Genomic DNA, 24,611 nt, shown 5'->3' with positions numbered 1-24,611 from the left:
GGCGTTACGCCCCTAGCGCGGTGCGGGTAGAGGCAAACAGGTCCTTGCCGTTGAACCGGATGATCCGCTCCCAGAAGTCCCAGTAGAACAGCTCCACGCCGTCGAGCACGAGCTCGTAATGGGTCACCTCATTGAAGGTGTGGCTTGAGCCCTGGAACTCTGCCGGGTCGCTCTCGTCGGGCTCCCAGGTGGTGATTGCCCCTTCGATGATAGCGCGAGCAGGAACGTCCCGGCCGCCGCCAGGTGCGCGCTTTTTGTACGCGCCAGCAAACACCCAGCGGTCTACCTCGCCAAAGCCGGTGAAAACATCGGTGTCGATACCCTTGGCATTGAAGGCTGGTTCAGGAGCCTCAATGCGCGGCATGGAGAAGTTGACTGCGCCGACGCCGCCGCCCGGGTTGTGCTCGGCCGTAGCGAGCGTGAGGCTCGGCATGGTGAGCGTGGCGATCGTGATGGCACGAGAGCTGTCAGCAACCGACAGGCGCCGCACGTCCACGGCCGTGAGAAGATAAAGTGCAGACTGCATGATGGCTGGTCCTTATGCGACAGCGTTGAGGCGGGCGATGATGTCGGCCACCAGGCTTTCGACGGCCGGGCGGTAACGGCGCACCTCATGATTGGCGACCTTGAAGGCGGGGGCCGGTTCAATGCCGAGGTTGACGGTGAGATGGCCCAGGCGGATGTTCTCGGGACTATTCTTGTCCGCGCGGAACTTGACGTCATAGCCGAGGATATCGTCATCGGCCTTGTGGTCGCGCAGCATGAACTTGATGCTCTCAAGCCAGCTTTCTGTACGATCGGCCGTGATTTTACGGCCAAGGTACTGGCGGGTGATCTCCATCATCTTGACGGTCAGGTAGTCAGCGCCACGCACCTGGTGAATTTGCTTCCACAGTTCGCCCGTTGTGGTGTTGTCTGTCCCGATGAAGCTGAACCCGCCATCAGCGACAGCACCATCAACGCCGCTCTCGCCAGCAACCACGATCGACACTTCGTTCTCCAGCATCTGCTGGCCTTCGGTGGAACCGTCCAGGAACGAGAACGGGATCTTCCGGCTGAGACCGGCCAAGCCGTAGATGGTCCGGTTCGCGATTGGATCGAAGGGCTTGCCTTCGTTCTCATTGTCGACCCGCATGAACAGGCCAAGGACGCGCGGCCCCATGGCCCGGGTGACAATCGCCTCCCCTTCATAGACGCGGGCTGCCACGCCCACCGGCAGAATGCGCTCCGAGTTCATGGTTTCGCGTGCGTCGATTGCGTTTGCCGCCGAAGTGTCATCGACATCGACAATAGCAACGGCCAAGAGGCGTTCAGCTGCGGCATGCAGTGCAGCAGGCACCGGACCCTGCGTTTCCTGATCGGCGCGATAGGCGCCCCTCCCTGCCCAGATCAGCCGCGGAGTGGCATTCACAGCGGAAGGAATAGCGGCGATGTTGGTGGGCGACAGCGCGGTTGCGATATTGGCCGCAGTAGCGGCTGCGTCTGCGCCTTCGGTCACGCGATAGATCGTGACATCGCCCCCGGCATTGTCGCCGGACAGTTGAGCATTGATGCCGTTCACCGCATCGCGCAGCGCGCCGGTGCCGAGCTTGGCGACCATTGCTGCATCGCTGGTGGAAATGCGAACTGGCGTGCCGATCGGGAACACAGTTGCATCGGCATCGGCCGAAGTTTCGATCAGTAGAGCCTTGGAAAAGTCGGCCCCAAGAACCGGTACCGGCTCATCGTCCGGCCGTGAGAAAGTCATGCCGAAAACCGGTGCGGTCATCGGGGTCTCCTTTGGTTTGAGAAAAGGCAACAAAAAGCCCGGCACGAGCACCGGGCGGTTCACCGCTTATGGAGGCGGTGTGGTTTTCTGGTAGTTTGCCGAAATGGTCGAACTCGGCTAAGCGGCAGCCATGGCAATTACCTACCGCGTGATCGACGTTCGCGAGACCCTGATAGACCCGCTAGACATCCTCATAGAAGGTGTGCGCTCACCGGAAGAGGCGGCACGGCAAGCGCTTGGCATCGATGTGGTGCGAAGCGGCGCAAAGCAAAACCTAGTTGCCCGCGTCTATTGGCAGAGTGTCGGCCAGCCAGTGAACATGGTCAGGCTGTACAAAAAACCTGAGGCTCAGTTCTGACCTGCGCCTTCCTTCTTGCGCTTCCGTCCCACCAAGAACAGACCCAGCGCCACGGGTGATAAAACGCCGATCAGCATAAGCAGGGCGATTGCTTCGTTGATGGGGCGAACGCACCGATAAAGCGCAACACCGGCATTCCAGAATTCAACTATGTCGCGGCTAGTGGCAAACGCCTCATCGTGCGCAGCGCAGCAGGCGTTAAGGCTTTGGCCTGCCCACTGGTCTGGGAATAGGGTGCATCCGTCGTCTTCGAACACGCTGCACCCTTCAGGCACGAAAAAGCCCGATGCGAACACCGGGCTTCTCTAGATTTCAGTGTTAGCGTCGGTGCTAGCCGAAGTCTTGCACGTCGAAAACCACACTCGTTGAGCCGACTATTTCGACGCCACCCTTTTCATAAACAGCCAGGGTCACTTCATAGTCGCCGGCAGGCACGGTCGATGAACCATACGCAAACAACGTTTCACCCTCTCCATTGGCCGCCGTCGGCAAGAGCCAAGATAGCGCCTGGATATTCTGGGAGACAGATCCGTTGCCCGCATCATCCTCGATAAGGCGGGTTACGTTGTTATCGATATATTCCCAGTCAAGCGTGTGGTCTGCGTCAAGTACCGCCGTAAAGGTTGTAACTTCTCCGCCTGGCGTCCCGTCAGTAGCAACAAGAAGCTTGATGTCATAGTCGGCCAGAATATCTTCGAGCGTCTTGCCGTCCGAGGTTTCGACCGACCACTTGAGGGCTGGCTTAAGTGCAGAATCGACGGTCATAACGCCATTTGCATCGGGCTCAAAAATCTCTGGACCGCCCTGCTGCTGACCGCCAAGGCCGATAGTGATGTCAGCCTCACCTTTCTGATCAACATCAATGGTAACAAGCGAGAAGTCGGTTGCAGGGCTCCCTGTGCCGGCGAACATGTTGCCACTCACGCCTGCGACGTTACCGACATACTGATCGCTAACAGTGAACTGAGCAACGTCCAGAACGATCGTCTCGGTCGCTACAGGAACGCCCCCTTTGCGCAGTTCAAGCGAGACTGAATATTCGCCCGCCTGAACAACGCCGCCACCCTGATCGGTAGCGCCGTACCAGATTGGTGTCTGGATGTTCTGCGTAACGGAGGCATTACCTTCGTCATCAATGATTGGACCGCCATTCGTCCGAACCCAGTCGTAGCCGGAATCTTGGACCTTGGTCGAGGTTCCGCTGACCTGCTTCAGTTCCAGATCGACAGCAGCGCCAAATCCAACGCCGCCATCGGTATCGATCTTCAGATGAACTGAGTAGCCGTCTTCCATCAGCTCAGCCAGGGTGCGCCCGCCCAAGGAAGCGACAGAGTAGACAAACCCAGCGCGGTCAGTCGCGTCGAAACTGTAGACATCACCGTTGTTTTCGACATCACCGACATCGCGGTGATAGCCCTTGAGGCCAAGCTCTACTTGCGAAAGCGACGTCGTGGTGACGTTGAAGTTGCCATTGAGGTTTCCGTCGCCAGCAAAGAGGCGATCGGTCCCATCCAAGCCCGTGGATGCGATAGCGGCATCTGTGTTTGAAGTCGGCGTGTCAACTGGCTCTTCTGGATCAACCGGATCAACCGGTTCTTCTGGATCGACCGGTTCCTCGGGCTCGGCTGGCTCTTCAAAGGCCGGTGGCAGGTCTTCAGGTGCGTTCACGCCATCTGGCACAACCAGCTGTTGACCCTGGACCGGCACAAAGTCGGTGGGGATCGGCTGATTGGCAGGAATAGTGAAGCCGGCAGGCGGTTCATACGTCGGAAGGAATGGCGCGACTTCTGCGACGCGATCCATCAAAGCCTCAACATCGCCGCTGGCAATAGCGGCCTGCGCCTCTGGATCGTTGGCGAACTGAGAAAGGTCGATACCATTGCCCAGGTTTCGGCCTTCTTGGAAGCCGTGGTTCAGGAAATGGTCAAAGGCCGAGATTTCCCCCGCCCGAACTGCTGCGGCCACATCGGGATTAGCATCCAGATAGCCTTTAAGATCGAAAAACTGCGAGGTGTTGCGGACCTCGTTCTGACCATACTGTACGAAATGGTCATAGGCGGAGGCAATCTGGCCCGAGGCGATCGCAGCGGCGACATCGGGGTTGGCTTCCAGGTAGACCTGAGGGTCGAAGAACAGCGACGCGTCACGGCCTTCCTCAGCGCCAAACTGCTCAAAATGCTCGAAAGCAGAGAACAGTCCAGCGCGCACGGCTGCCGCTACGTCAGGATTGGCTGCCAGATAGAGCTCTGGGTCGAAGACAGGCGAGGGTGAGCGGTTCTCATACTTGCCGTAGAGCTCAAAATGAGCCTGCGCGGTGATCTCACCGCGCTCGACAGCCGCAGCCACATCAGGGTTATTGGCGAGATACCACACTTCATTAAGAATGTTCACGTTGCCCTCCTTAATATTTCGTTAAGGCGAATTGTTATTGGTGAACTCTCAAATAGACAAGGAAAATTATTCGTCCATCGATCATTAGATTAACTCAGCACCCTGCATATCGTACTAGGCTCGCCATCCACTAGACCTTCGTTTTCGAACACTAGAGCCCGTTGTCCTCGCGGAACGCCTCGCCTTCGGCAATGCCTGCAACAAGCGCAGCATCAACACCGGCTAAGTCTGTTGCGCCCAGAATATTGGCCTGGGTTCGAGCCCGCAGCCCATTCACATAGGCCGCCATAGCGCCCCATGTGTCGGCCCGGCAGGTCTACCCAATGATCCAGTCGGAAAAAGCGTCCCGCCCTTCATATATGCCGAAGCCGAGGTAATGATCTAGCGGGTTCAACCCCGCAGCTGCCACGTCCCCGTAGGCCGACAAATAGGCGTCGGTATCAAAAGCTCCCGAAGGATCTCGCCCCTCTAGCCATCCATAGTTGTCGTAATGCTCAAGAGGGTTCATTCCAGCGGCGGCAACATCGCGGTATGTATTCAGGTAGTCTGAAGTGTCGAATAGCTCGTTCGGATCTCGCCCTTCCCTCCAGCCATACGAAGCGAAGTGCGCCTCGCTTTCCATCCCCGAATCTAGGACGTCGCGGTTACGGGTAAGGTAAAACAGATCGTCAACCATCACCTCGCCATCGGCCAAGATTACTGCCTTGTCAGTAAATGCGAACCGCTCGATCGAGGAGGTTCTGTCGGATTGGGTGGCAGAGCTCACCGCGAGATAGGAGTCCACAAGGGTTGTTGAGGCCGATCTGATGCTAAAGTCGAAAATGGCGGTGTCGAACCCACTGCCTCCAAGCAGCGTATCCGAGTTACCGTAACCTGTGAGGCGGTCGTTCCCCGCGCCACCAACCAGCCAATTTTGCGCTTGATTACCTGCAAGGCTGTCACTCCCGCTTCCGCCCACGACGTTCTCGATCAAAGAGCGTATGTCACCGTTGTACAGCAATGGATTTGCTATGTTGCCTGGTGCCGCTTGAGATCCGTTGTAGTGAAGCTTGGCCAGCTGAACATCGGAGACTGTCGACCAGTGCCCGGGTCGAAGGTCCACGTTCAGTGCACTTGTGTAATTGGAGAAGTCGAAGGTGTCTGTCCCGCCGCCGTCCCAGACCGTCTGGAATATTCTGTTGCCTCCGGGCACCCCTTGAGCTGTGCCATTGATATACATCTGTCCGTTGGCTGTACCCCAAGAGTAAGTGGTGCTGCCCGCCTCATGAGCGAAATTGGCGCCATAAAGCTGTTGCACGGCAGCGATGTCGTAGGTCATCAGCGACTGTGCATATCCCCACCTCTCGTTAACGTAGCCGAGCCCACTATCTGCATATGATCGATAGCTCATGACGGTATTTTGCATAGCGTCGGACGCCGCCGGCATGCCGTTTTCGTGTGGATGCTCTAAGCCCAGGGCATGACCAATCTCATGCAAGAACGTGAGGTAAGCGTAATTGCCTTTCAGCGGTGCTGCATAAATTCCGCTGGAGCCATTTAGCCAAATATCACCGCCTTCGGCAGCAGAATGCGGCAGGTAGCCCCACGCTGTGGCGGGGACGTCACTCTGAGCAATCCGGATGGTGGCCGATGTGGCCGCCTCCGCGGAGAAGGTCAACAAAGAGATCGCGGAAAACTGCGCAAACGCTGCTTTTGCAGCCTGTTGCTGGGCGGCGTTTAGAGGCGCGAAGTTGGAGGACGGCTCATTGCTGCCGTATGGCGATGCATAGGCGCTTGCTGAGGAGGGAAAGCTGTACGTTAATGCCGGTGAAGCCCATTGGCTATCTCCGATCAGTGGCGCAATAAGCGGATCGCTATTCGTTCGCGTAGGGTTCACTGCAGCCATGATCAGGTTCTCAGTCCAATGCAAAGAAAAGTACGTACATTCAGTCATTGCGCGCGCGCATGATCAGAGCAATACAAACCTTCCTGAGTTCTTTCCGCAAAAACTGGAAGTAAAGGCTTCGGCAACCCCCGCTTCAAAGATCCGGCATCAGCGGTACCAAGTGGGTAATCCGCACCCCGCCGGTGAAGGCGCTCATAGCTCCTGTTGCGCCCGGAACGCCTCACCTTCGGAGACGCCTGCCGCCAACGCCGCGTCTATGCCGGCAATGTCTCCGGCACCAAGAATGGCCAGCTGTGTCCGCGCCCGAAGTCCATTCACATAAGCAGCCATTGCGCCCCATGCATCAGCATTGGCTTTGACCGCCTGCGCCTTCTCGACCAGTTGGGCGAGCCGCGTGGCATCATCAGCGGGACCAAACTGCGCCTCGCAGACGCCCACTAGGAACGGCGCCATAGCCAGCGTCGGCGGATCAGCGGCGAGCACCGCCTCGGCCTCGGCCTTCTGGATCGACCAGCTTTCCACCTCCGCCCTGGGATAGGCTGTCAAAGCGCTTTCGGTGATGACGTCAATGTGCCGGACGATTTCCGCCATGGCGGATGCGCGCCGGGTTCCCAGCGCTGCCACAACCTCATCAGCCGTCAGCGCCACAACTTCATAGGTGGGGCCGACATCGGTTTCGTTCACCACCCACTCATCCATAGGGATTGGTACGAGCTTGTGGGTGGTGTGGTCGCAGTCTGGAGCAGGCTGGATTGGAAACCAGCCATGCTCCAAAAACTCTTCTTGGGTGAGTTGTCGCGCTGTTTCCGGGGTGTCACCAACCCGCCAGTTAGGCAGGCTAACCCTAGTTTCAGCTACAACGCCTTCGGGTGCATAAGCGTAGAGCATCTAGACGTCTCCAGTGTTTGTTGAGGGATAGGCGCGACCCTCACCCCAGATGATACGAACGGCACCCTGCCCACCGTGGCGGATAGCGGAGGTTTGGTTGTGGGAACCTGCCCCACCACCAAAAGGTCCACCGGAGGCTGCATAATTTGGGTTCCAGGAACTTCCCGCGGTTCCGCCGCTACCGCCAGTGCCGCTTGTTTGGAGAGCCCCACCAGTGCCTGACGCGCCCTCCCCGGAAACACCAGTGCCACCGCCGCCGCCGCCAGAGCCGCCGCCACCTCCGCCGCCGCCAGTGCCGTTATAACCAGCGTTGCCGCCGGTGCTGGCGGTACTTGCGCCGTTACCACCATTCCCGGTGTAGCCGCCAGCACCCCCGCCGCCGCCAGACTCGCCGCTGTCGCCGCCGCCAGTCCCGCCTTTGCCCACCGTCAAGTTGTCACCAACGAGCGGTTTGCCATATAAGCTACTGTTGGCGGTATCGGCCGACCGGCCACCTTGTCCGCCTGCTGCATGACAGAGCATTGTCGAGGCACGAGAGACATAGCTGTCCCCACCGTTGCCACCAAAAGCATTTACTTTGGATTGCCCCCCATCACCAACTTCGATGGTTAGCGTCTCGCCGGGTGTGACGGGGATGTCGTTCTTGTAAGCAAGCCCCCCTCCCTGACCGCCACCGCGAGTGGTCCCATTTCGAGCACCCCCTCCACCACCAATGGTGACAGCGCAGATGCTCGTCACCCCGTCGGGAACTACCCACGTCTGGGACCCAGCACTGGTAAAAGAAAGCTGCCCAGAGCCCGTGTAGACAGACTTCCACACGCTGCCGTCCTTAGCGAAGTAGGATTTAACTTGCTTCCATACGCCAGAAGCGCGAGCCCACGGACGAAACGGTTTCCAAAGCGTGGAATGACGCGTGAACAGGCCCATCGGCTAAACCTGCACCCAGACATCGCCGTCTACACCGCCCGAAGGTGCGGCAGTGGAGATAGTGACGTTGCGATAGGCCATTGTACCGGTGCCAGCTTTGTTGCGCACGGTAGTTTGTGTGACGTTGGAGAGGTCATACGCAGCCTTAAGAAGAAGTGCGGTGTTTACAGTAGAGGTGTCCGCCTTGGCGCCCAGCGCGTTGCTGGTGGCAGTTGCGTCCGCTTTGGTACCTAGGGCCAGATCGACTTGAGTCCTCGTGTATGTGTTCGAAGCGTCGGCCTTCTGCGCGATCTGCCCCACGAGCACGGCAACAGCATCATCATTGTCGGAGAGCTTCGAAGCGATCTCTACAAGGGTATCGAAGGCTTCCGGCGCATCACCCTTCAGCGCATCGACGGCCGCCGTGATGAGATCAGCCACTTGAGCTTCGGTGAGACTGCCGGCTTGAGCCGCCTGCAGCCCCGCGATGAAGCCGTCGGCCATGGTGAGTGCCGCACGAATGCGCGGCACGTCAGTGTTACGGGGATCATTGTCCGGATGCGGCAGAGGCAAGCCAAGCGGGGTGTCGTCGAGAACTGCCATTTCCTTACACCTCCGTTGCACGAACCCGTAGATTGCGGACCAGCGGCCGATCCTTCGGCGTGCCGGTGAGCACGATCCGCTGACGGGTTTCCTGCGTTGCCACTGGCGACGTCAGGTATTCCCGTTCAACCCAGCCATCGCCCAGCGCCGTCGCCAGCGGCGACCCCTGCGCTGTCCAGGCACCATCATTGCCAATCGACATTGTCACCGACGAGGTGCCGGGCGTTGCAACCTCAACTACCGAACGCACTTTGAGCGCTCCGTTGGTCTGATCCAGAGCAACCGCTTGCGACACATAGGCCGCGGTCGACTTGATGCGGCCCCACAGGATTTGGCACTCAGGCATGACGATCGGCGACAGGGTGGCCGTGCCGGTCAGCACCATGCGGATTGTCACCTGTTCGGTCAGATACTCATCGAGCTCCAGCCGAACGTTCGGATCAAAAGCAATGACGCTGCCATTCTCGCGCACCATCTCCAGGCGAACTCGCGTGGCGACACTGGGCTCCTCGATGATGAGCAAGACCAGGACGTCAGAGATCCCGCCAGCATTGATGGTTTCGAGATCGAACGTCCCGATGACCACCGTGTGGGTGAACGAGGTGTAGCGCGCCGCCAGGATCTCGTGCGTGAGGTCTGTGTCGGGCGCGACCAGCCAACTCCGGCCGTTGGAGCCGTCGAAGAAGTCGCCAAGCGCGGGGTTGGAGCGTATCCATTCCTGCCGGCGAACATCATAGCCGCGCGGCGAGTTCGGGTTGCTCTGGTCGCCCAGCTGCGCCACGGCAACGCCATGGACAGCATCGTCGCTTAGCAGCGCAATGGCATGCCATTCGTTCTCCCGGACCGTGGTCAGGAAGCGGAAGCCTATCCGCGTCCAGTTCTCCGGCTTGACCACATTGGGATCGCCCAGGCTGAAGTTGCCGGGGAGAATACCCTCGGCGACGGTCTCAGCACCCGGGAAGCCCTCGATCAGCGTGCGCATTTCCAGAACCACTGGTTTGTTGACGTCACCGCGGGCAGTGAACTCAACTTTCACACCAGTGATCTGGCGAGGCTCGGAAAGGACGAAGCTCTGCGCCACCGGATCGATGACGAATTCCACCGTATGGGTGTGTGTCGTCTCGACGTAGGTCCGCCGTGTCATCGTGCCCTGGCCGGTAAACGAGGTCACACCCCGGCTTCCGCCCTTGCCGATAATTTCAACACGCTTGGTACCGGCACGAACATTGGCCGGGATGTTGAACGAACCGGTCATGACGCCTTCGCCATTCGCGGTCAGCGCATCCTCGCCCAGCACTTCGATACCGTCGAAGGTGAGGCTTTGCAGCTTCTCTCCGGGGCCGAATCGTTTGGCCGTGAAGTTGACAGCGATCTGCCGCAGGAACGGCAAGGCGGTCGAGGTCGATGACGATAGGCGTCGGGTGACAGTCGACGTGCTTTGACGGCTGTCGACGGTCCCGTACCGGTCGGTCCCAAGCAGGTCAGGACGATAGACCCCGACCTGGGCGATCGAACTGGTTTCTTTCGACCGCGTCGAGGAGGACGTGACATTCCACCGATCAATCGCGGGATTGATCGAGAACTCGGAAGGGATCGGCTCGAATGCCAGGTACTTGTTAATCGGGCGCCCGAGCGTACGGAAGGGCTGGCTCAACACCGCCTCTTCTACGAAGGGCAGCGTGATCGGCACTTCTCCGATATCGACATACTGCGGTGTAACGTCGATCGGCAGCTGCACGAAGCCATCGAAGACAGCAGCTTCCTGGCTGATGCCCAGGTCGCGCTGCATATCGTCGGAGAAGGGATCGACGAACGAGCCCCTGCGGCTTGCAGGGTCGCGCTCCTGAATGTCCTTCTCCAGCGAGAGCAGAGACACAAGATCGCCGAAGTCGAGCAGCGTCCGCAACATGGCGCGAACCTCCGCCTCCGTCAGACGGCGCTGATCCACATCGGTCAGGACGGGCGGCAGCCCCCACTGGTTCTCGACGCGGCAAAGCGGCGTAAGGTTGAAGGGAACCGTCGGCGGGACCGGATTGTAGCGGGTGGAAAGCCCCTTGAGATAGACGATGTTGCCGTCCAGATCGACAGCAAGGACGTCCGTTCGTCTCAACTTCCAGCGGTAGTGAACCGTGACGGGCTGACCAGTGACGGCAGTTTCCAGCTTGATCGACTGGCGGTTGATCTCTTGAGGCGAGACCGTGGCGATATAGCGGTAAGTGACCGAAACAGTGGTGCCGGGCGACGGCTCGGCGCCAGCCGGCGACCAGTCGAGCCCGTCACCGGTTTTGATCCAGCTGGTGGTCTGGGCGTAGTTGGTGCCCCCGGCCGAGACTGACAGGATCTCATAGACGGGAGTGTCGGGAAGCGGATCGATGCCACCCGAAATCTGGTGGGTCACGTTTTTGGTGACAACCTTGATGACGGTAACCGTTTGCACGTCCGCAATCGGGCCGTTGTTGAGCGTCACGATGCCGTCAGCAGGATAAAGATGGGTCTCCCCATTCACCTGCACCAGCTCAGGATCTTCGACCCGGCGAAACCGCTGGTCGGCCGTGCGTCGAACACGACGACCTTTTGCACGCAGGGTACCCGCCGCAATGATGAACGTCTGCTCGCTGCTGTCATCATCGAAGCCGCCGGCGGAGACCGTGAAGCCGTCGACGATGTGAGAGCCATGCGTTTCCTCGATATGACGCTCGACTGCGCCTTCAGCCGCGTTGTCCTGAGGCGTAACCACCTCATTCGGCAATTGGCCATCAATCAGGGTGTAGACCGGATAGAAGGTCTCCCCTTCCGTTGCCCAGGTCGCATCGTAGCGCAGACGAGCCGCAAGAGGCTCACCCTGGCTGGCGGTGTTTGGAACGATACCCTTGAGGTCCACGTCCTCGACGTCGGTCACTACGGTTTCTGCGACGGCAACACCGATGACGACCGTCCCGACCATGGGCACGCCAAGCAGCTCCGCGTCGGGAACATTGTGCATGTAACCGCCTGCCCAGATGCGGGAAGCGGCCAGGCGAACAGAACCGGCTGCCTGGTCGATGACAATGGTGCCGCCGTCGCGGATGGACACCGCACCGAAGGCCCCGTCGCCGATCTCGCGCAGGCGCTCATAGGTGATGCCCTGCGACTCGTTGAGCTCCGCCGACTCGACGAACTGCTTGCCGCGATGAAGGAGTTCGGCGTACCGGCGGCCGATGAAATTGGCTACCGCGCGACGATTAAAGTAGTTTGCGAGCGAAACCATCTCAGACTTTCAGGATGAAATTGCGGGAATAGGCCGTACCGGCATTGAGGAACTGCGGCGGCGACCAGAGGATGTGCATCAAGTCCCCGGGCGCAACGACATCGCCAGGCTCAAGAACGGTCTTTCCGGCGGGCAGACCGTCAGAGAATTCCGGATTTGTGAAGATGCCGATCTCACGGACATAGACGTCCGGGAAGGCACCGGCAGGCACCGAAACGCGGATGCGCAGATAGCGAGTGCGACCAGTAGCGATCGCGTATGCCCCGCCCTCCTCCGTAACGATGGCGCCCTCCGGGTCCGGCTCGACGAAATCCACGATGGTAGGCCGCACATACCCGATCAGGCTGAGCACGCCCGTGGCACCCAGGTCGGGCGCCGGAGGATTGGTCTCGCTCCATTGGACGTCCCAGGCACTGTCCCCTGCGGAGAGGGCAGCGACAAAGGGAAGCGCGCTGAGAACTTCCGCCATGACTTCACGGCCGCGCGTTGTAAGCACCTTGTTGCTCATGTCGTCTCCCAGGAGGATGCTTCAGTGTGAGGCTGAGCCGCAGCGGCCCAGCTTTCTGGCCAAACATTGGGCCAGACGTCCCTGGCGAAGAGGTCAGTCTCCGCCGTGTGCTCGAGTTCAAGGTCGGTTTCGATGATGGATGGAGGAGCCGACCCAAGTCGATCGACGTCCAGGCGCAGCGTTTCCAGCCACCACGTCTCGCCCGAGACCGTTACCTGTGCGCCTGCCTGCAATTCGTTGTCGAAGGCTGTCTCTTCCGATCCGGCCCAGCCGAACGAAACGATGGGGCCATTTTCCCAAAGCGGAATACCGGAATAGGCATCCATCAGCCCTTCATCGAACCGGTGCAGGTCCATCCGCGCCGGGCGGAAGTCATGGCCAGGCGAGAACATGCGGAAGAGTTCGTCTTCCGAAGCTTTCGACAGGCGAATAATGCCGTCCAGCTGGCTGATCTGATCGATGTCGGAAGCAGGCGCATCGAACGCGACCTGAAACTCCCACCAGTTATGGCGCTGATCGGACGCAGCGACGACGCCAGCACTGCCAACCCAGCCAATCCCGATGGATATGCCGGCCGGTGTGCCTCTAGTCCGCTGCCAGGCCGGGCCTTCCGTCAAAACCTTGAGATAGTCCCGGACGTAAGGGACCACATCTTCCAGACCGTAGTCCCAGATGAACCACGGCACCCAATCGTCGGGGGTGACGTAGATGCCGTAATTCTTGATCGTGCCGATCAGCGGGCCATAAAGGCTCCAGCTGTCCCACATATCGGCATAGCCAACGGTAGCGGGCCCAGAGTCCGGCGGCAGAAGCGCCGAGCTCACGAGGTCACCCTGAACACGGTCAGGTTGATGTCACCGAGCCGGATCGCCTCGTTGAACTCGGCGTAGGCATTTTGCCAGCCCTGGAGCTCGACACGCTGGACGCCTGGGCGATGCAGATGTTTTTCGACATAGGATCGAGTCAGGTCGAAACCGAGACGCTGATCAACGGCCATGGCATCGATCAACGCCTGCTTCGCCTGATCAACGACCGTGGCGGGCGTTTCGGGGTACAGGTAGATATGTGCCGACACGTTCCTGGTGCTGATGACTGCCGGCACGACCTCTACGGTGACATTGCGCGAGCGAAATGCCGGGTCGTTCAAGGCAACGGTCAATCCGTCTCGCAGCTCGTCCGAGAGCGCACCACCATTTTCAGTGGTCAGCACTGACATGATCAGCACCCGATCAGAAAAGTCGCGGGTCTCGGCCGCGATCGCGACATCCTTCACCAGTGGCGAGAAGTTGCGAGCGGCGCTCTTGTAGTAGTCATCAGGACCGGCAGCGCTCTTGCCTTTCCAGGCGAGGCGGATGCGTTCGCGTAGCGCCTCGTCACTTTCACCATCGAGGCGCGGATCATCCCCCAGCCCAGCACGAATGGCCTGAAGATCGAGATCGGTGCCCTCGGCAAAGGACGGCAACAGAACAACGCGCGCAGCGTCATTCAGAGCCGCTGCGAAGTAGGTATCACCATACCCCGCCGCTTGAGCCGCGATGACGGCCGGATCGGTTTCCAGGTTCCCGACGTCATAGTCGCTGCCGGCGGCACTCATGCCGTCGACGAACTCATCCAGCCGGCGCCGGAATGCCTGTTCGAAATTGACGGGCTGCACGAGAACTGGCCGTGGCAGGCCGTCCGTTGAGAAACGGGTCATCGGCTACTCTCAATTTACGAATGATCAGGCTGAGGCGACGGAAATGCCCACGCGCCCGAAGCTGATGTTGAAACGGACAACCCGCTCTACGGTGAAGTCGCCAAGGTGGGCGCTCGGCCGGAAGTCAGCTTCAATCACCAGACCCGCCTGCCCCAACCGCAGCTGCTCCGCGGAGCCGGTAGGGGTCACGCGGCGAGTAGCGAAACGCGGCTCCCACAGGTCAATGGCCGTGGCGATCAACAACTGCCACGCGGAAAACAGGCGCGGCACCATCGAGCGGCCAAGAAGCTCCACAACGCCCCCGCCAAACTGCCGGCGCATGACGCGACTCGAGAGGCGAGTGGTCAAGGTGACCTCTACCCCCTGGTAAGCGGAAGTTAGATTGTCGATGACCTTGCCAGTTCGCCGATCAATCCCCGCCATTGGCCTTCTCAACCCGCTTTGACCACTCGACCGGTTCCGGCTTGTCAGCGGGCGCAATATGACCGTTCCCCAACGCGTAGGCAGCCTCAGCGCCTGACAGGAAGATTGTCTTTTCACTACCCACGCGTTTGCCATTCACCCACTCGACACCCGGCTTGATCCGGTATTCCGTCTGGGCACTCGGCAGTGTGTTCTTCGCCATGTTCGTACTCCTGTTCAGTCGACGGCCGAAACGACCGACGATCCTTCCACGATTGGCCACATGCCAGCGGATGAGCCGCTGTCTACACGGACCATGTCGCCCACCCGGGCAACCGGCTTGCCGCCCTCCCCGCCAAGCGATACCAGCGGGGCGTTGACGACCACATGGCCGTTGGCGCTGACATGCAGCACCCCATCCTTGATGTGCAGCATCACGCCGGCATCATCGAAGACGTTGGCCTCCATGTCCTGATTCGGTGACGGGTTCGCGTCGGAATAACCCGCACGAAACACCAAGCCCTGTCGGGGATCACCCGAGGGGTTCATCACCCCAACAATCTGCCCTTTCTTGAGCGGCACGCTGGTCTTGCCGGTCTCCGGATGCGGATAGAAGGGCGAGAGGAAGGGCGCTTCGTCCGTGCCACCAAGCCGAAGCCGATAGCCCTTCTCTGCATCGATCACTTCGACGGGCCCAATGCGGAGCGAGTTGCCGAAGGCCGTCTTGAGCATCTCAAGATCAGCCTTCATGCCGACCAGTTCAGCGATCATGAGCCAGTTTCCGTTACGGTTGGTCCGCCGTTCCACTCAGCCGTACCAGCGGACATGGGCGGCGTGGCGCGCTCTTTGTCATTGGCGAGCGGGCCGCGCCCAAGCGCCAACAATTCGGATGCTGTCATGCCATTCCGCCGCTGCAGCGATTGCCAAGGCTCGTCAGTGCCAGTCAGCAGCGAGCGGATCGTTGCTGCTTGGGTGAGATAGGTGCTATCTGACGTCGCCTCCAAGGCAGCGAGGAACTGGGCGAAGGCAGCTTGGGGGTCCAGTTCCTCTCCCATCACGGGATCATCAGCCAAATCGACCGTGATCCGCAGCTGATGGCCGGCGAGCCGCTGACCGTCATCGGCATTCCGGGCGCCGACAAACTCCGTCTTGCGAACCCGATAGTGAAGCCCGCGATAGATCTCGCCCCAGGCATTTTCCGGATCGTTCAGTGCATCGGCAAGCTGCCGCTGCACGACGTCTAAATAGAATTCCTTGGTGCTGTCGCTGGCCGGAACCTCAATCCCGATCAGCGTAGTGGCACCAGTGCTCTTGTCGAGCTCGGTCATCGCGGCCGAAATGCCCATTTCAAAGACGATATCGCACACGCCATTCTCAATGAGCGTTCGACCAGTGAGCCCTTCAGCCTTGCCTTGGTCGGTATAGACCGCGATGAATGGCCGCTCTTCTTCCGTTCTGAGGCTACCATCTGCCTGAACATCCATGGCGCCGTTTGGGCTGTCGAGAACATGGTCGCCGACGAGGGTGCGCCCTTTGAGCGCCTCAACGGCGGCAATGCGAAGGGCGATGCGGCAAAGGCTCATAGCTCACTTAGCTCCAGCACGAGGCGGTTCTCGCCACGATCGTCGACCCGCTCGACCTTGAACCAGGGCTCGCCAGGCCGAGAGATCGCCTGGACGCGGTCACCAACCTTGATGACGAGCCCAAGGTTTCGCGCGGCGTTGATGTGCAATTCGGCCTTGCCGGCGGCAAGCTGCGTGCGCCACGTCTGCGCATATCCGCCAGCAAGATTGGTTTCGTCACCGCCGCCAACGCGGAGCACTGCCTCGATGTCGACCGGTTGTTTCAACGGGTCCGGCAGATCCTTCTTGAAGAAGGACAAGCGGACCGGTTCGGCGAAGGCCTTATCGACAGCCGCGAGCACTCGGTCGCGGCTGTCGTGGTACCTGGCCGCGATCGGCATCAGCTCGCCGGCTGTTCAGCCGCCTCCAGCGCAGCAAGGATGTCGGCCTTGTTGTCGGAAGTCTTGATCTCGACGTTGCGCTTGGCCGCCTCAGCGATCAGTTCGTCCTTGGTCATCTCGTCGATGGTCTTGGGCGAGCTCGCCGGCTGTTCAGCCGCCTTCTTGACCTTGTCGATGAGGGTGGCACCGGCGGCATCTGCATCGGCGGCAATCTGGTCTGGCAGTTCACCGGCCCAGTTGCGAGGAATGGTCACCTTCTGACCGGCTTCGTTCTTAAAGCTAAAGCTCTTCTTGAAACGACGAAACATATCGACCTCCCTTTAAGCGCCCACGGTGAGCTTGATCATCACGCCGGGCTTGGTGCAGATCGGCAGCACATTCGACTCGGTGTGGATTTCCTGACCCTTGCCGTGCGGCAGATCGTCGGTTGAGACGAAGATCTTGTCGGCGGGGTTTGGCGCCTGGTTGGCGTTGGCGATGGTGTCAGGCGGAGCGCTGTACCGCTTGAAGTACGGCGTCCCCAGCGGCACAAGGATTGCCTCGTCGTCGGCCACTGCCTCGCGGGTGAGGAACGTGCCGTCCGGCTGCCGATACTGGAACTCTTCGTCGATGCGTTCGAGGCGCATGCCGGCGAAGGTGAAGGCATCCTCGACCTCTTCACGGCCCGGATTGGTACCGGCGTCGCGATAGGCCTTAAGGTTGTCCAGCACGTTCTGGTGGCCGACATACTTGTCGAAGAACTCAGGACCGGCCAGGGCGACAGCGCCGCGCGTCGGAGCGCCGCGAAGCTCTTTGCGCAGCAACGCCTTGGCTTCGCGGTTCTTGGCCGCAATGCCGGTCGTTGTCGTGTCCAGCGCGAAGTTGACCGTGTGCTGGGTCAGGTCGAATTCGTCGTAGAGGTCGAGCAGGAGCTTGCCCTCGGCGTCGATGATCAGGCCGTTGAGTGCACCCCAGTCGAGGTGGTTCCAGGTCGCATCATGCTTGGAGCGCACATTGGCGAGCTTCTCGTTGTAAACGCCCGCCAGCGTCTGGAACACGTAGTCCTCGCCCCAGACCAGAATGTTCTGCAGATCGGATGGTGTGATCGCATCATCCAGAGGGAAGTGGGGGATCGAGATCATGAGCCCCTGACGGTCACCACGCATGTTGAGATTGTTCTCACCGCCACGCTCGCGCGCGGGGATGATCGTGATCTCGTCATTGGTGAAGCCGAGGCGCACATAAGTGGTCGCGATCGGAGTGTCGGCAAAGAGCCCCAGCTGAGCGGGACGCCCGGTTTCATAGGGCGGGATGTTGATGCTTTCCGTCAGGCGGTTCGGAGCGAACTCGGGCGCCTGCAGGTAGTCGAGCGGAGTGGGCATTGCTGGTTAAACTCCAGTGCGGGCAACAATGCCGCGGGTTTCGAGGGCAGCCAAAGCTGCGGCTTTCTGGGTGGCATTGATGCCGACCGGCCAGACCAGGGCCTGCAGCACGACCTGTGCCCGACGCTTGAGGTTGACCACCGTCTGATCGGCGGATGTTGCATCGGCGGTTTCGAGGATGATGGCCGCAGCAGTCTGCGTGCCGTCTTCGGCGGCGGGCGCCAGCGGCTTGAACTTGCCGGAAGCGGTGACCATGCCGAGCACTGTGCCGCACTGGACTACGCCGGAGCCGGATGCCAGCGTGTCATCGTCACGCGAGAAGCGGTTCTTGCCTTCGTCCTTCACGACGTCCGAGTCGACCTTGTAGCTGTAGGTTTCCATGTGGCGGTTTCCTTACTTGATGCCGTGACGGCGCTTCATGTCCGCGGCGAGGTCGACGCGCATGGTTGATGTCTTGGCGGGCTTGCCGTTTAGGCCTTCGCCGTTCAGACGGCGGGCCTCAAGGGTGGCGGCGTCGTCATTGGCTGGGTCAGGCTGCAGCGAGGCAGCGACCGTCGGCTTTGGTGCTTTGGCCAGGATGGCGACAGCAGCTTCCGCCGTCATGTCGGTCTCGTAAGCCAAGTGTTCGGCTTGGTCTTCACGACCATTGGCTTCTGCCGAGGTCATGATCGCCTTGATGCGAGCCTTGGTATCGGCCGTTGCCTTGGCGAGATCGGCGGTGTTGTCCCCGCCGGTGTTGGTGTCCGTCATAGGTTTATCCTTGGTTGGTCGTGGGGCGGCGGGCGCCGCGGAACTGGTCGGGGGTGACCAGTTTTGCTTTTTGGCCAAGGCGGTGAGCCGCTTGGGCGCGTGTGCGAAAAGCCGGTAATCGAAGGCGGCGACAGGCTCGGCCTTGTCCTCAGTCGTGTCGTCGGCGAAGCCTGCTTCGACGGCCTGCTGAGGCGTGAACCACCGCTCTTCCTTCATGATCGTCCGGCATTCATCGGATGTCTTGCCCGACTTGTTCGCGTAGACGCGGGCATAAGCCGTCGCGAGCGCCTCAAGACCCTCGATGGTCTTGGTGTGATCTTCCGAAGTTCCCCAGGTCATGCCCGATGGATCATGGATCATCATCACGGCGCCGGCGGACATCGTCACCGTGTCGCCAGCCATCGCGATCAGCGAGGCTGCCGATGCGGCAATGCCCTCAACAACGATGTTCGTGGTGCCCCGCCGAGCAGACAGGAGCGCGTGGATTGCCGCGCCTTCAGATGCAATGCCGCCCGGCGAATTGATGTGGCAATCGAGATCTTCGGTGTCATCGATCTGGGCCAGCGCGAGAACGACATCACTCGAGGTGAAGCCATCGTCATAGTAATAGTCGCCGACATAGCCGGAGAGCCGAAGCTTCCCGTCCTCAATAGTCGCAGCCATGTTTTGAACCTCAGTAGGGTCGGGTCATCCGGCCACGCATGGCGTAGCGGGTTCGCCGCGGCTTCTCGCCCCGGCTGATTTGACAATTGCGCATTGCCTCGTTGAGCGCCTTGGTAACGTCAGCGAGCGAGGCGTTTGCAAACCGCGTCATGTCAGCACCGAAGCGGGCCTCGGTGACCATCTCGCCGGTGAGTAGCGCCTCCTCCACCTTGCGGAGGAGCACAGCGCGTGCGCACCAATCGATGGTGAGCGGATCGTTCCCTTCCTCGCTCATGCATCGTCCTTTGCTGGATCTCGGTTGCCGTCGGCAGCTGCACCGAGCGGCCCTGCCCCGCCGCCAGTCTTGCGACCGAACGGGTGAGGGATGCCTGCTTTCGTAAGCACGGCCATTTCGCGGCCTATCTGCGCTGCTGTTTCTTCCCAGTCGCGACCGAGCAGTGCGCTCTCATCGGCCAATGAAGCCGTGCCGAGTTCCAGCCGCTTTTCAGAAGCCATCGCGCTCTTGTAGTCGTCTGCGCTTGGCTGGGCAGGACCCTGCCATTCTGCCCAGACGATCCGCTGCTTGTTGGCCGTGAAAGCTGCCAGTCCGCCCCGGAATGGGATACGGCCCTCGGCTATCGCCTCCTCGAGCCACTTCTCGTAGATGGCTTGAGCAAACGGCGCAGCAATACGCTCCCGGCGGCGCGTAACGATCGGCCAGATGGACGCGATGCCCATCCGGACGGACGAATAGGTCGCCTTCGTGAAATCCATAGTGAAGGATTCGAACGTCAGCCCAAGCCGCCGCGCCATCTCGCGCTGCAAGTTCTGCGAAAACGGAATGTACTGGCTGCCCGGTGTCGACGCGGTATGCATCTCAAAGCTTTCACCCGGTCCCAGGTGATTGATGCGAGCGGGATCGGACATCGAGATGCCCTTTTCTTTCAGCGCGCCAATACGCATACCCCAGACGTCGATCAGATCTTGAGCGATGCCGCCGACATGCTCGGCCCACGGCATAGTTGCCTCATCCCATCCAGCCGGCGCTTCAGTGTCGGCCAGCGTCTGGATGGCCTGAAATGCCTCCTCGCTTGCTTCTGGGCTTTTAATCGTGGCCGCGAAAACGGTTTGCATCAGCGCTGTCGCCAGCGTCGCATCAGCAAGCTGATCTGATTGCGCGATGACCTTGAGGATCGGCGCCATCACAGAAATGCCGCGGGGGCTGCCAGGGTTATCCCCCCGATCCATGACATGGATCACGTCCTCGGCGCGGATCGGCGCGTCGATGTCGATGCCAGTCTCTCTGCGTTTGAACAGGTATTGGAGCGCCCTGCCCCGCGTGTCGTGGTAGATGCCCTGCTCCAGACCTTCGAACTCACGCGTTACGCGCGGAAGACGATGCGGCGCAACGAGCGACACCTTCGTCCCGGTTTCGAGCCCATATTGCCGACGCTGATTGCGCGGCAGGAAGTCAAGCACGCCTAGGCCTTCACCATACCCCAGGTAGTGGCGCATCACTGCGTCGAGCATCTCAGGGATTGTCATCTTCCCGGCGAGGTCGCATTCGTGCCGGTTCCATGACCAGCGCCGCCATTCCGTCTCAACCAGAGCGCACCAGTCGCTTCGTTGCTTCTCGGTGTATCCGAGGCCTCGGAAGTTTGGCCGGGCATTCAACTTCAGCTCGGTGCCGATGGTGTCGGCGATGACCTGGTCGGCGGCGCCCGCCAGCCAGCCAGAGTTGTGCATAAAGTCGATTGCCAGGGCAGACGCCCGTTCGGCCGCTTCATAAACATCGTGGCGAGCGTCGCGCGTCACGGCGCGACGCATGGACAGGATGCCGGAGCTATCCGGTCGCAGGTATCGAGCGACTGCTCGTTTGTTCGCGGGGACAAGCGCGCGCGGCGGAGCGGAGCCCGCCTTTACCCTGTAGCGCGGCTTGGTTTCGGACATAGAGCTGGAATCCTACCGATAGGCTCCCCATCGGGAGCGCTGACGAACGGGCCGCTTTGCTGGCGGCGCAACGGGTGACGGGGACGGCTCCGGAACGGCTGGCTCCAGTTCCTTGACTTCAGTCTTCGGTAGCCGCGACGGACGCGGCCTAGCCGGCGTCGGATCGAGCCTGTTTGGCAGGGACAGTCGGGCAGCCAACGAGAGCACCAGACAATCCCATGCTTCGTTGCGAGCGCCGATCGTTTTCGGAACCCACATTCGGCGTGGCCGGTTCTTCACGTAGCTGACCACCGCATGTTCTGAGGTCATCTGGTCGAAGTAGTCCGCGCTCAAGCCAACCATCGGAAAGTGGATGGCTCGGGCAGTCGGCGCGTTCATGTCCGGCACAATGGCAAGTCGGGACGAGATATCGTCCTTGGCCGTGTCGACGCCGACCGTATAAGGCTTGTCGCCGCTGTTCTTGGTCCGGCTTGGCGTCTTCGGCCAGATCATCCGCGGGTTCGCGGGATCACTGTTGCCGCGACCCACCGTTGGGTAGATGCGCCGACGCTTGCGATCTCGGCAGAATTTATAGACCATTTCGGATCTATGGCCGGCGGAATCGATGCAGCCGGCCTGAGCTACGAGAACCCTGCCCTCATCGGTGACACAGGGTTCGACAATCAGTTTATCGAACCTGTCCCAAACTTCGGGTTTGGATGTGTCGCCTCCGACAACTTCATGTCGCGCCACCCAGCTTTCGCCGTTGGCACCCCAAGCCACAAACGTGACCTCGATGCGATCGTCCTGCGTATCAGCACCAAACGTGAGCAGCTTGGCTTCGCTCGGCAACGTTTCGAAATTATACGGCTCGCACCGCTTGCGCAGCAAATCAGGGTCCGCAGCGTCGACGGCCTCCTGATGCGGTTGCCCCAGCACCAGATTGATGAACGTCTTTTTCTGGCTCGGGTCTTTGTACACCCTCAGCCATTCCTCAACGAGGAACTGCCAGGCCGCATTGGGGAACAGCGAGTACGCTGCCCAGATGTGAAACCCGGCATGACCAGCCGATGGCTTCTCGGCGATCCACTCGCCGCCATCGATCATCGCTGGCTTGTCATGTTCCTCGATCCTGCAGCCGTTGATCTCACACCGGAAGTGCGCAGTCTTCGGAAGATGTTCGCCATCTTCCGTCTTATCCCACTTCAGGTTCTCCCATTTGAGAACCTGGCGCCCACCGCAGTGCGGGCAGGAAACGTGGTACCGGCGTTGATCGCTTTCTTCCCACGCTTTCTCGATGCGACTGATGCCTTCAATGGTTGGCGTGGAGCCCAAGATGATTTTCCGGTTCCAGAACGATTCAGAGCGCTTCGTTCCTAGCGCGATCTGATCACCCTCATCACCGGCCCCCTGCGATGGATAGCCGTCGACCTCGTCGAACGCGACGATCCGCGCCGTGATACGACGAAAGCCGCCGGGACTGTTCGCCCCGACAAACGAGATCGAGGAGCCATTGCGAAACACCCGCTTGAGGATGCGCTGATTGCTGTCCTTGGCTTTCAGATCACCGGCGATCTCTGCCAGCACCGGAGTGTCGCGCAGCATCGGTGCCACTTCCGTTCGGCTATAATCTTCCGCATCTTCTACGCGAGGCTGAACTACCAGCACCGGTGCCGGGTCCTGGTGCACGAAATACCCGACGATATGGTCGAGAATCTTTGTGTAACCCACCCGGGCCGACTTCATCACCGTGATCTGGCGAACCGTGGGATCAGTTACCGCGTCCATAATGCCGTTCTGATAGGCAAACGCCTGAAACTTGCCGGCATCTGCGCTCGTCTCAGTGGAAAGGTATGCGTACCTGTCGGCCCACTGGCTCAGCGTCAGCGTCGGGGGTGGCTTGAATGCCTCGCCCCTTCCACACCGCAGCCGTTCAACCAGACTTTTCGAACCGCTGCTGTATCGACCGGCGCAGCTCGTCGGCGCTGCCGTGTCCATTTCCATCAAGTGACAATTCCTCGAGAGCCAGCGCGACCTCTTTATCGATCAGCGCCTTGATCTCGTCCGCCGATTTCAGGACCGCCACGCGCGGCGCAATGCGGGAGCCGATGTTCAGGAGCTTGTTGCGGACCAGCGCGTATTCGGTGACGACGGCCGTGACGACATCATTGATCTCCGCAACGGCACCGCTTTCGCGGTCGTATTCAAGCTGTCGTAATAGGGCGAGGTAGTTCTCTTTGACCCGCTCGGCCTCCGCCTTGCTGAAGAGCGCCCTGCCCTCCACGTTGACAATCCGGTCAGCAGCTTCCTCTGGCGTTTCCTCAGGAGCAGCCGACAGGTCGGGTTCGTTACCTTGGCGGGTAACACCGCCGCGCTTGTTACCATGGTTGAGTAACAACGTGTCGGTGGCGCCCACGTCGATGCGGCCATCGCCGCCAAGCACCAGCAAACCCTTTTGTTTCCAGACAGTGACAGTCTTTCTGCTGACCCCCTTCATGGCTGCATATTGGGCCTGGGAGACTAACTTCTCGGCCACCTGTTACCTACCTTTGTGGCACCGCACCTCGACAGAATCCGCGGCTGCGCGCCCGCAGGGGTCGTTCGGAGAGGGTACGGTCCCTGAATGGAGGGGGCGTTGCCCATCCGCCACACCTTTGATGAGGCCGCACTCGACCCTTCGACCGGCCTACGACACCGCGCCTTTCGTCATCTGCTTGATGACGCGCTCCACCTCGCGAGGCAGGAAGGCCGTGGCGACATTGTCGAACGCTGCCTTGGATTGATCCTTGACTAACTCTTTCGGCACGGCTGGGCCCCATAGGCTTTCGATGGGAAGCCGGGCGCCACTAGTTCGCTTGAACACCTGGCCGCCGAGCTTAGGCACGATGAAGGTTGATTTGAACAACCTGCGCTGACCCCATGGTGCAGCAGTGACACCGCGTCGAGTTGATCGAGTGCTGAAGTCTTTCAGCGGAATGTATCCGCCCTTACTTTCGATCCTCGTCTCAAGAGCGCCGCCTGAGGCAGGCACACGGCGCAGCTGGCCATACTTAACCACCCTCGCCTGACTTGCCCCCATTTGTCCGGCAACAGCCTTCTTGACTTGAGTGAACACGCGCTTTCCGGTTGCGTTCAGCGCCATCCGGTAAGCTCGGGTGGCTTTAGCTGAGCCCAATGCTTCCACTGCTTCCTCGAACTTGGGAAGGCCGGCGCCTTGAACGGTGATGGTGATTGCGGTCATCGTACCCTCTAGATGAACTTACTTGCTCAGCCTGGGCCTGAGGGTGGTAAGCTTGGGCATTATGGAGGCAAAC

At 60.2% G+C, this 24,611-nt stretch carries 28 protein-coding genes; 1 reads left to right on the top strand and 27 read right to left on the bottom strand.

The annotated features are described in order from the left end of the window. Positions 1 to 4: 4 nt before the first annotated feature. Together C8264_RS01695 and C8264_RS01690 are read right to left on the bottom strand one after the other, a co-directional pair. Positions 5 to 526 (bottom strand): phage major tail tube protein, encoded by a 522-nt coding sequence (locus C8264_RS01695; protein ID WP_108459207.1) that lies wholly within the window; start codon positions 524 to 526, stop codon positions 5 to 7. Between the two features lie 12 nt (positions 527 to 538). Further along, on the bottom strand, positions 539 to 1,768 hold the full coding sequence (locus C8264_RS01690) for a phage tail sheath protein (RefSeq protein ID WP_108459206.1): 1,230 nt from the start codon (positions 1,766 to 1,768) through the stop codon (positions 539 to 541). 130 nt (positions 1,769 to 1,898) lie between these two features. Here C8264_RS01690 and C8264_RS01685 point away from each other — a divergent pair, with 130 nt between their 5' ends. Beyond that, positions 1,899 to 2,126, top strand: a complete 228-nt coding sequence (locus C8264_RS01685) for a hypothetical protein (protein WP_108459205.1) — start codon at positions 1,899 to 1,901, stop codon at positions 2,124 to 2,126. Here the strand turns inward: C8264_RS01685 and C8264_RS01680 are convergent. From C8264_RS01680 to C8264_RS01565, 25 genes are all read right to left on the bottom strand, one after another. After that, a complete protein-coding gene (locus tag C8264_RS01680) occupies positions 2,117 to 2,383 on the bottom strand; it encodes a hypothetical protein (RefSeq protein WP_162783405.1) in 267 nt (88 codons plus the stop codon). The two genes, C8264_RS01685 and C8264_RS01680, sit on opposite strands and share 10 nt — an antisense overlap. Before the next feature lie 73 nt (positions 2,384 to 2,456). Further along, entirely contained in the window at positions 2,457 to 4,517 is a 2,061-nt protein-coding gene (locus C8264_RS22030) for a hypothetical protein (protein ID WP_162783404.1), read from the bottom strand. A 151-nt stretch (positions 4,518 to 4,668) separates the two neighbouring features. Beyond that, positions 4,669 to 4,806 carry a hypothetical protein gene (locus C8264_RS22025; RefSeq protein WP_162783403.1) on the bottom strand — a complete coding sequence of 46 codons (138 nt, stop codon included), beginning with the start codon at positions 4,804 to 4,806 and terminating at the stop codon, positions 4,669 to 4,671. Positions 4,807 to 4,833: 27 nt separating this feature from the next. Continuing rightward, entirely contained in the window at positions 4,834 to 6,450 is a 1,617-nt protein-coding gene (locus tag C8264_RS01665; protein ID WP_245892892.1) for a M10 family metallopeptidase C-terminal domain-containing protein, read from the bottom strand. A gap of 144 nt (positions 6,451 to 6,594) precedes the next feature. Further along, positions 6,595 to 7,086 carry a hypothetical protein gene (locus tag C8264_RS01660; protein WP_162783402.1) on the bottom strand — a complete coding sequence of 164 codons (492 nt, stop codon included), beginning with the start codon at positions 7,084 to 7,086 and terminating at the stop codon, positions 6,595 to 6,597. Between the two features lie 204 nt (positions 7,087 to 7,290). Next, positions 7,291 to 8,217, bottom strand: coding sequence for a glycine-rich domain-containing protein (locus C8264_RS23045; RefSeq protein WP_483863841.1), 927 nt, complete (start codon positions 8,215 to 8,217; stop codon positions 7,291 to 7,293). Positions 8,218 to 8,220: 3 nt separating this feature from the next. Further along, positions 8,221 to 8,799 carry a hypothetical protein gene (locus C8264_RS01655; protein ID WP_108459200.1) on the bottom strand — a complete coding sequence of 193 codons (579 nt, stop codon included), beginning with the start codon at positions 8,797 to 8,799 and terminating at the stop codon, positions 8,221 to 8,223. A gap of 4 nt (positions 8,800 to 8,803) precedes the next feature. Next, a complete protein-coding gene (locus C8264_RS01650) occupies positions 8,804 to 12,046 on the bottom strand; it encodes a DUF4815 domain-containing protein (protein ID WP_108459199.1) in 3,243 nt (1,080 codons plus the stop codon). A 1-nt stretch (position 12,047) separates the two neighbouring features. Further along, positions 12,048 to 12,554, bottom strand: coding sequence for a hypothetical protein (locus C8264_RS01645; protein WP_108459198.1), 507 nt, complete (start codon positions 12,552 to 12,554; stop codon positions 12,048 to 12,050). Beyond that, positions 12,551 to 13,378 carry a hypothetical protein gene (locus C8264_RS01640; RefSeq protein WP_108459197.1) on the bottom strand — a complete coding sequence of 276 codons (828 nt, stop codon included), beginning with the start codon at positions 13,376 to 13,378 and terminating at the stop codon, positions 12,551 to 12,553. Before C8264_RS01640 ends, C8264_RS01645 begins: the two co-directional genes overlap by 4 nt. Continuing rightward, positions 13,375 to 14,250 (bottom strand): baseplate J/gp47 family protein, encoded by an 876-nt coding sequence (locus C8264_RS01635; RefSeq protein ID WP_108459196.1) that lies wholly within the window; start codon positions 14,248 to 14,250, stop codon positions 13,375 to 13,377. The genes C8264_RS01640 and C8264_RS01635 overlap by 4 nt, the downstream gene beginning before the upstream one ends. A 24-nt stretch (positions 14,251 to 14,274) precedes the next feature. Further along, on the bottom strand, positions 14,275 to 14,673 hold the full coding sequence (locus tag C8264_RS01630; protein WP_108459195.1) for a GPW/gp25 family protein: 399 nt from the start codon (positions 14,671 to 14,673) through the stop codon (positions 14,275 to 14,277). Then, a complete protein-coding gene (locus tag C8264_RS01625; RefSeq protein ID WP_108459194.1) occupies positions 14,660 to 14,875 on the bottom strand; it encodes a hypothetical protein in 216 nt (71 codons plus the stop codon). The genes C8264_RS01630 and C8264_RS01625 overlap by 14 nt, the downstream gene beginning before the upstream one ends. Positions 14,876 to 14,889: 14 nt before the next feature. Beyond that, positions 14,890 to 15,423, bottom strand: a complete 534-nt coding sequence (locus tag C8264_RS01620; protein ID WP_108459193.1) for a baseplate assembly protein — start codon at positions 15,421 to 15,423, stop codon at positions 14,890 to 14,892. Further along, complete coding sequence (locus tag C8264_RS01615) at positions 15,420 to 16,235, bottom strand: hypothetical protein (protein ID WP_108459192.1); 816 nt, start codon at positions 16,233 to 16,235, stop codon at positions 15,420 to 15,422. The genes C8264_RS01620 and C8264_RS01615 overlap by 4 nt, the downstream gene beginning before the upstream one ends. Further along, positions 16,232 to 16,615, bottom strand: a complete 384-nt coding sequence (locus C8264_RS01610) for a hypothetical protein (RefSeq protein WP_108459191.1) — start codon at positions 16,613 to 16,615, stop codon at positions 16,232 to 16,234. The genes C8264_RS01615 and C8264_RS01610 overlap by 4 nt, the downstream gene beginning before the upstream one ends. Beyond that, positions 16,615 to 16,923, bottom strand: coding sequence for a hypothetical protein (locus tag C8264_RS01605; protein ID WP_108459190.1), 309 nt, complete (start codon positions 16,921 to 16,923; stop codon positions 16,615 to 16,617). The genes C8264_RS01610 and C8264_RS01605 overlap by 1 nt, the downstream gene beginning before the upstream one ends. Positions 16,924 to 16,935: 12 nt before the next feature. Then, positions 16,936 to 17,976, bottom strand: coding sequence for a major capsid protein (locus tag C8264_RS01600; protein ID WP_108459189.1), 1,041 nt, complete (start codon positions 17,974 to 17,976; stop codon positions 16,936 to 16,938). 6 nt (positions 17,977 to 17,982) lie between these two features. Then, positions 17,983 to 18,357, bottom strand: a complete 375-nt coding sequence (locus C8264_RS01595) for a head decoration protein (protein ID WP_108459188.1) — start codon at positions 18,355 to 18,357, stop codon at positions 17,983 to 17,985. A 12-nt stretch (positions 18,358 to 18,369) separates the two neighbouring features. Next, the gene (locus tag C8264_RS01590; protein WP_108459187.1) at positions 18,370 to 19,389 is read right to left on the bottom strand and encodes a head maturation protease, ClpP-related; all 1,020 of its coding nucleotides are present in this window, start codon (positions 19,387 to 19,389) and stop codon (positions 18,370 to 18,372) included. Between the two features lie 10 nt (positions 19,390 to 19,399). Then, positions 19,400 to 19,663 carry a hypothetical protein gene (locus C8264_RS01585; protein WP_108459186.1) on the bottom strand — a complete coding sequence of 88 codons (264 nt, stop codon included), beginning with the start codon at positions 19,661 to 19,663 and terminating at the stop codon, positions 19,400 to 19,402. Continuing rightward, positions 19,660 to 21,318 (bottom strand): phage portal protein, encoded by a 1,659-nt coding sequence (locus C8264_RS01580; protein ID WP_205245593.1) that lies wholly within the window; start codon positions 21,316 to 21,318, stop codon positions 19,660 to 19,662. The genes C8264_RS01585 and C8264_RS01580 overlap by 4 nt, the downstream gene beginning before the upstream one ends. Positions 21,319 to 21,330: 12 nt before the next feature. Continuing rightward, a complete protein-coding gene (locus C8264_RS01575) occupies positions 21,331 to 23,301 on the bottom strand; it encodes a phage terminase large subunit family protein (RefSeq protein WP_108459184.1) in 1,971 nt (656 codons plus the stop codon). After that, entirely contained in the window at positions 23,231 to 23,833 is a 603-nt protein-coding gene (locus tag C8264_RS01570) for a hypothetical protein (protein ID WP_162783401.1), read from the bottom strand. Before C8264_RS01570 ends, C8264_RS01575 begins: the two co-directional genes overlap by 71 nt. A 150-nt stretch (positions 23,834 to 23,983) precedes the next feature. Continuing rightward, complete coding sequence (locus tag C8264_RS01565; protein ID WP_108459182.1) at positions 23,984 to 24,538, bottom strand: phage tail protein; 555 nt, start codon at positions 24,536 to 24,538, stop codon at positions 23,984 to 23,986. Positions 24,539 to 24,611: the final 73 nt, after the last annotated feature.

Source organism: Devosia naphthalenivorans, assembly GCF_003056355.1.
Lineage (GTDB): Bacteria > Pseudomonadota > Alphaproteobacteria > Rhizobiales > Devosiaceae > Devosia > Devosia naphthalenivorans.
The sequence above is the reverse complement of the archived record's forward strand: the minus strand, read 5'-3'. Positions and strand labels throughout refer to the sequence as shown.

Coding starts and splice junctions, on each gene's coding strand:
- C8264_RS01630 (WP_108459195.1), bottom strand. CDS start 14,673: ATGGCGGGGATTGATCGGCGAACTGGCAAGGTCATCGACAATCTAACT.
- C8264_RS22025 (WP_162783403.1), bottom strand. CDS start 4,806: ATGGCGGCCTATGTGAATGGGCTGCGGGCTCGAACCCAGGCCAATATT.
- C8264_RS01585 (WP_108459186.1), bottom strand. CDS start 19,663: ATGAGCGAGGAAGGGAACGATCCGCTCACCATCGATTGGTGCGCACGC.
- C8264_RS01685 (WP_108459205.1), top strand. CDS start 1,899: ATGGCAATTACCTACCGCGTGATCGACGTTCGCGAGACCCTGATAGAC.
- C8264_RS01580 (WP_205245593.1), bottom strand. CDS start 21,318: ATGTCCGAAACCAAGCCGCGCTACAGGGTAAAGGCGGGCTCCGCTCCG.
- C8264_RS01575 (WP_108459184.1), bottom strand. CDS start 23,301: ATGGAAATGGACACGGCAGCGCCGACGAGCTGCGCCGGTCGATACAGC.
- C8264_RS23045 (WP_483863841.1), bottom strand. CDS start 8,217: ATGGGCCTGTTCACGCGTCATTCCACGCTTTGGAAACCGTTTCGTCCG.
- C8264_RS01610 (WP_108459191.1), bottom strand. CDS start 16,615: ATGCCGATCGCGGCCAGGTACCACGACAGCCGCGACCGAGTGCTCGCG.
- C8264_RS01590 (WP_108459187.1), bottom strand. CDS start 19,389: ATGGCTGCGACTATTGAGGACGGGAAGCTTCGGCTCTCCGGCTATGTC.
- C8264_RS01605 (WP_108459190.1), bottom strand. CDS start 16,923: ATGTTTCGTCGTTTCAAGAAGAGCTTTAGCTTTAAGAACGAAGCCGGT.
- C8264_RS01595 (WP_108459188.1), bottom strand. CDS start 18,357: ATGGAAACCTACAGCTACAAGGTCGACTCGGACGTCGTGAAGGACGAA.
- C8264_RS01645 (WP_108459198.1), bottom strand. CDS start 12,554: ATGAGCAACAAGGTGCTTACAACGCGCGGCCGTGAAGTCATGGCGGAA.
- C8264_RS01600 (WP_108459189.1), bottom strand. CDS start 17,976: ATGCCCACTCCGCTCGACTACCTGCAGGCGCCCGAGTTCGCTCCGAAC.
- C8264_RS01565 (WP_108459182.1), bottom strand. CDS start 24,538: ATGACCGCAATCACCATCACCGTTCAAGGCGCCGGCCTTCCCAAGTTC.
- C8264_RS01625 (WP_108459194.1), bottom strand. CDS start 14,875: ATGGCGAAGAACACACTGCCGAGTGCCCAGACGGAATACCGGATCAAG.
- C8264_RS01635 (WP_108459196.1), bottom strand. CDS start 14,250: ATGACCCGTTTCTCAACGGACGGCCTGCCACGGCCAGTTCTCGTGCAG.
- C8264_RS01665 (WP_245892892.1), bottom strand. CDS start 6,450: ATGACTGAATGTACGTACTTTTCTTTGCATTGGACTGAGAACCTGATC.
- C8264_RS01620 (WP_108459193.1), bottom strand. CDS start 15,423: ATGATCGCTGAACTGGTCGGCATGAAGGCTGATCTTGAGATGCTCAAG.
- C8264_RS01695 (WP_108459207.1), bottom strand. CDS start 526: ATGCAGTCTGCACTTTATCTTCTCACGGCCGTGGACGTGCGGCGCCTG.
- C8264_RS01655 (WP_108459200.1), bottom strand. CDS start 8,799: ATGGCAGTTCTCGACGACACCCCGCTTGGCTTGCCTCTGCCGCATCCG.
- C8264_RS01615 (WP_108459192.1), bottom strand. CDS start 16,235: ATGAGCCTTTGCCGCATCGCCCTTCGCATTGCCGCCGTTGAGGCGCTC.
- C8264_RS01650 (WP_108459199.1), bottom strand. CDS start 12,046: ATGGTTTCGCTCGCAAACTACTTTAATCGTCGCGCGGTAGCCAATTTC.
- C8264_RS01690 (WP_108459206.1), bottom strand. CDS start 1,768: ATGACCGCACCGGTTTTCGGCATGACTTTCTCACGGCCGGACGATGAG.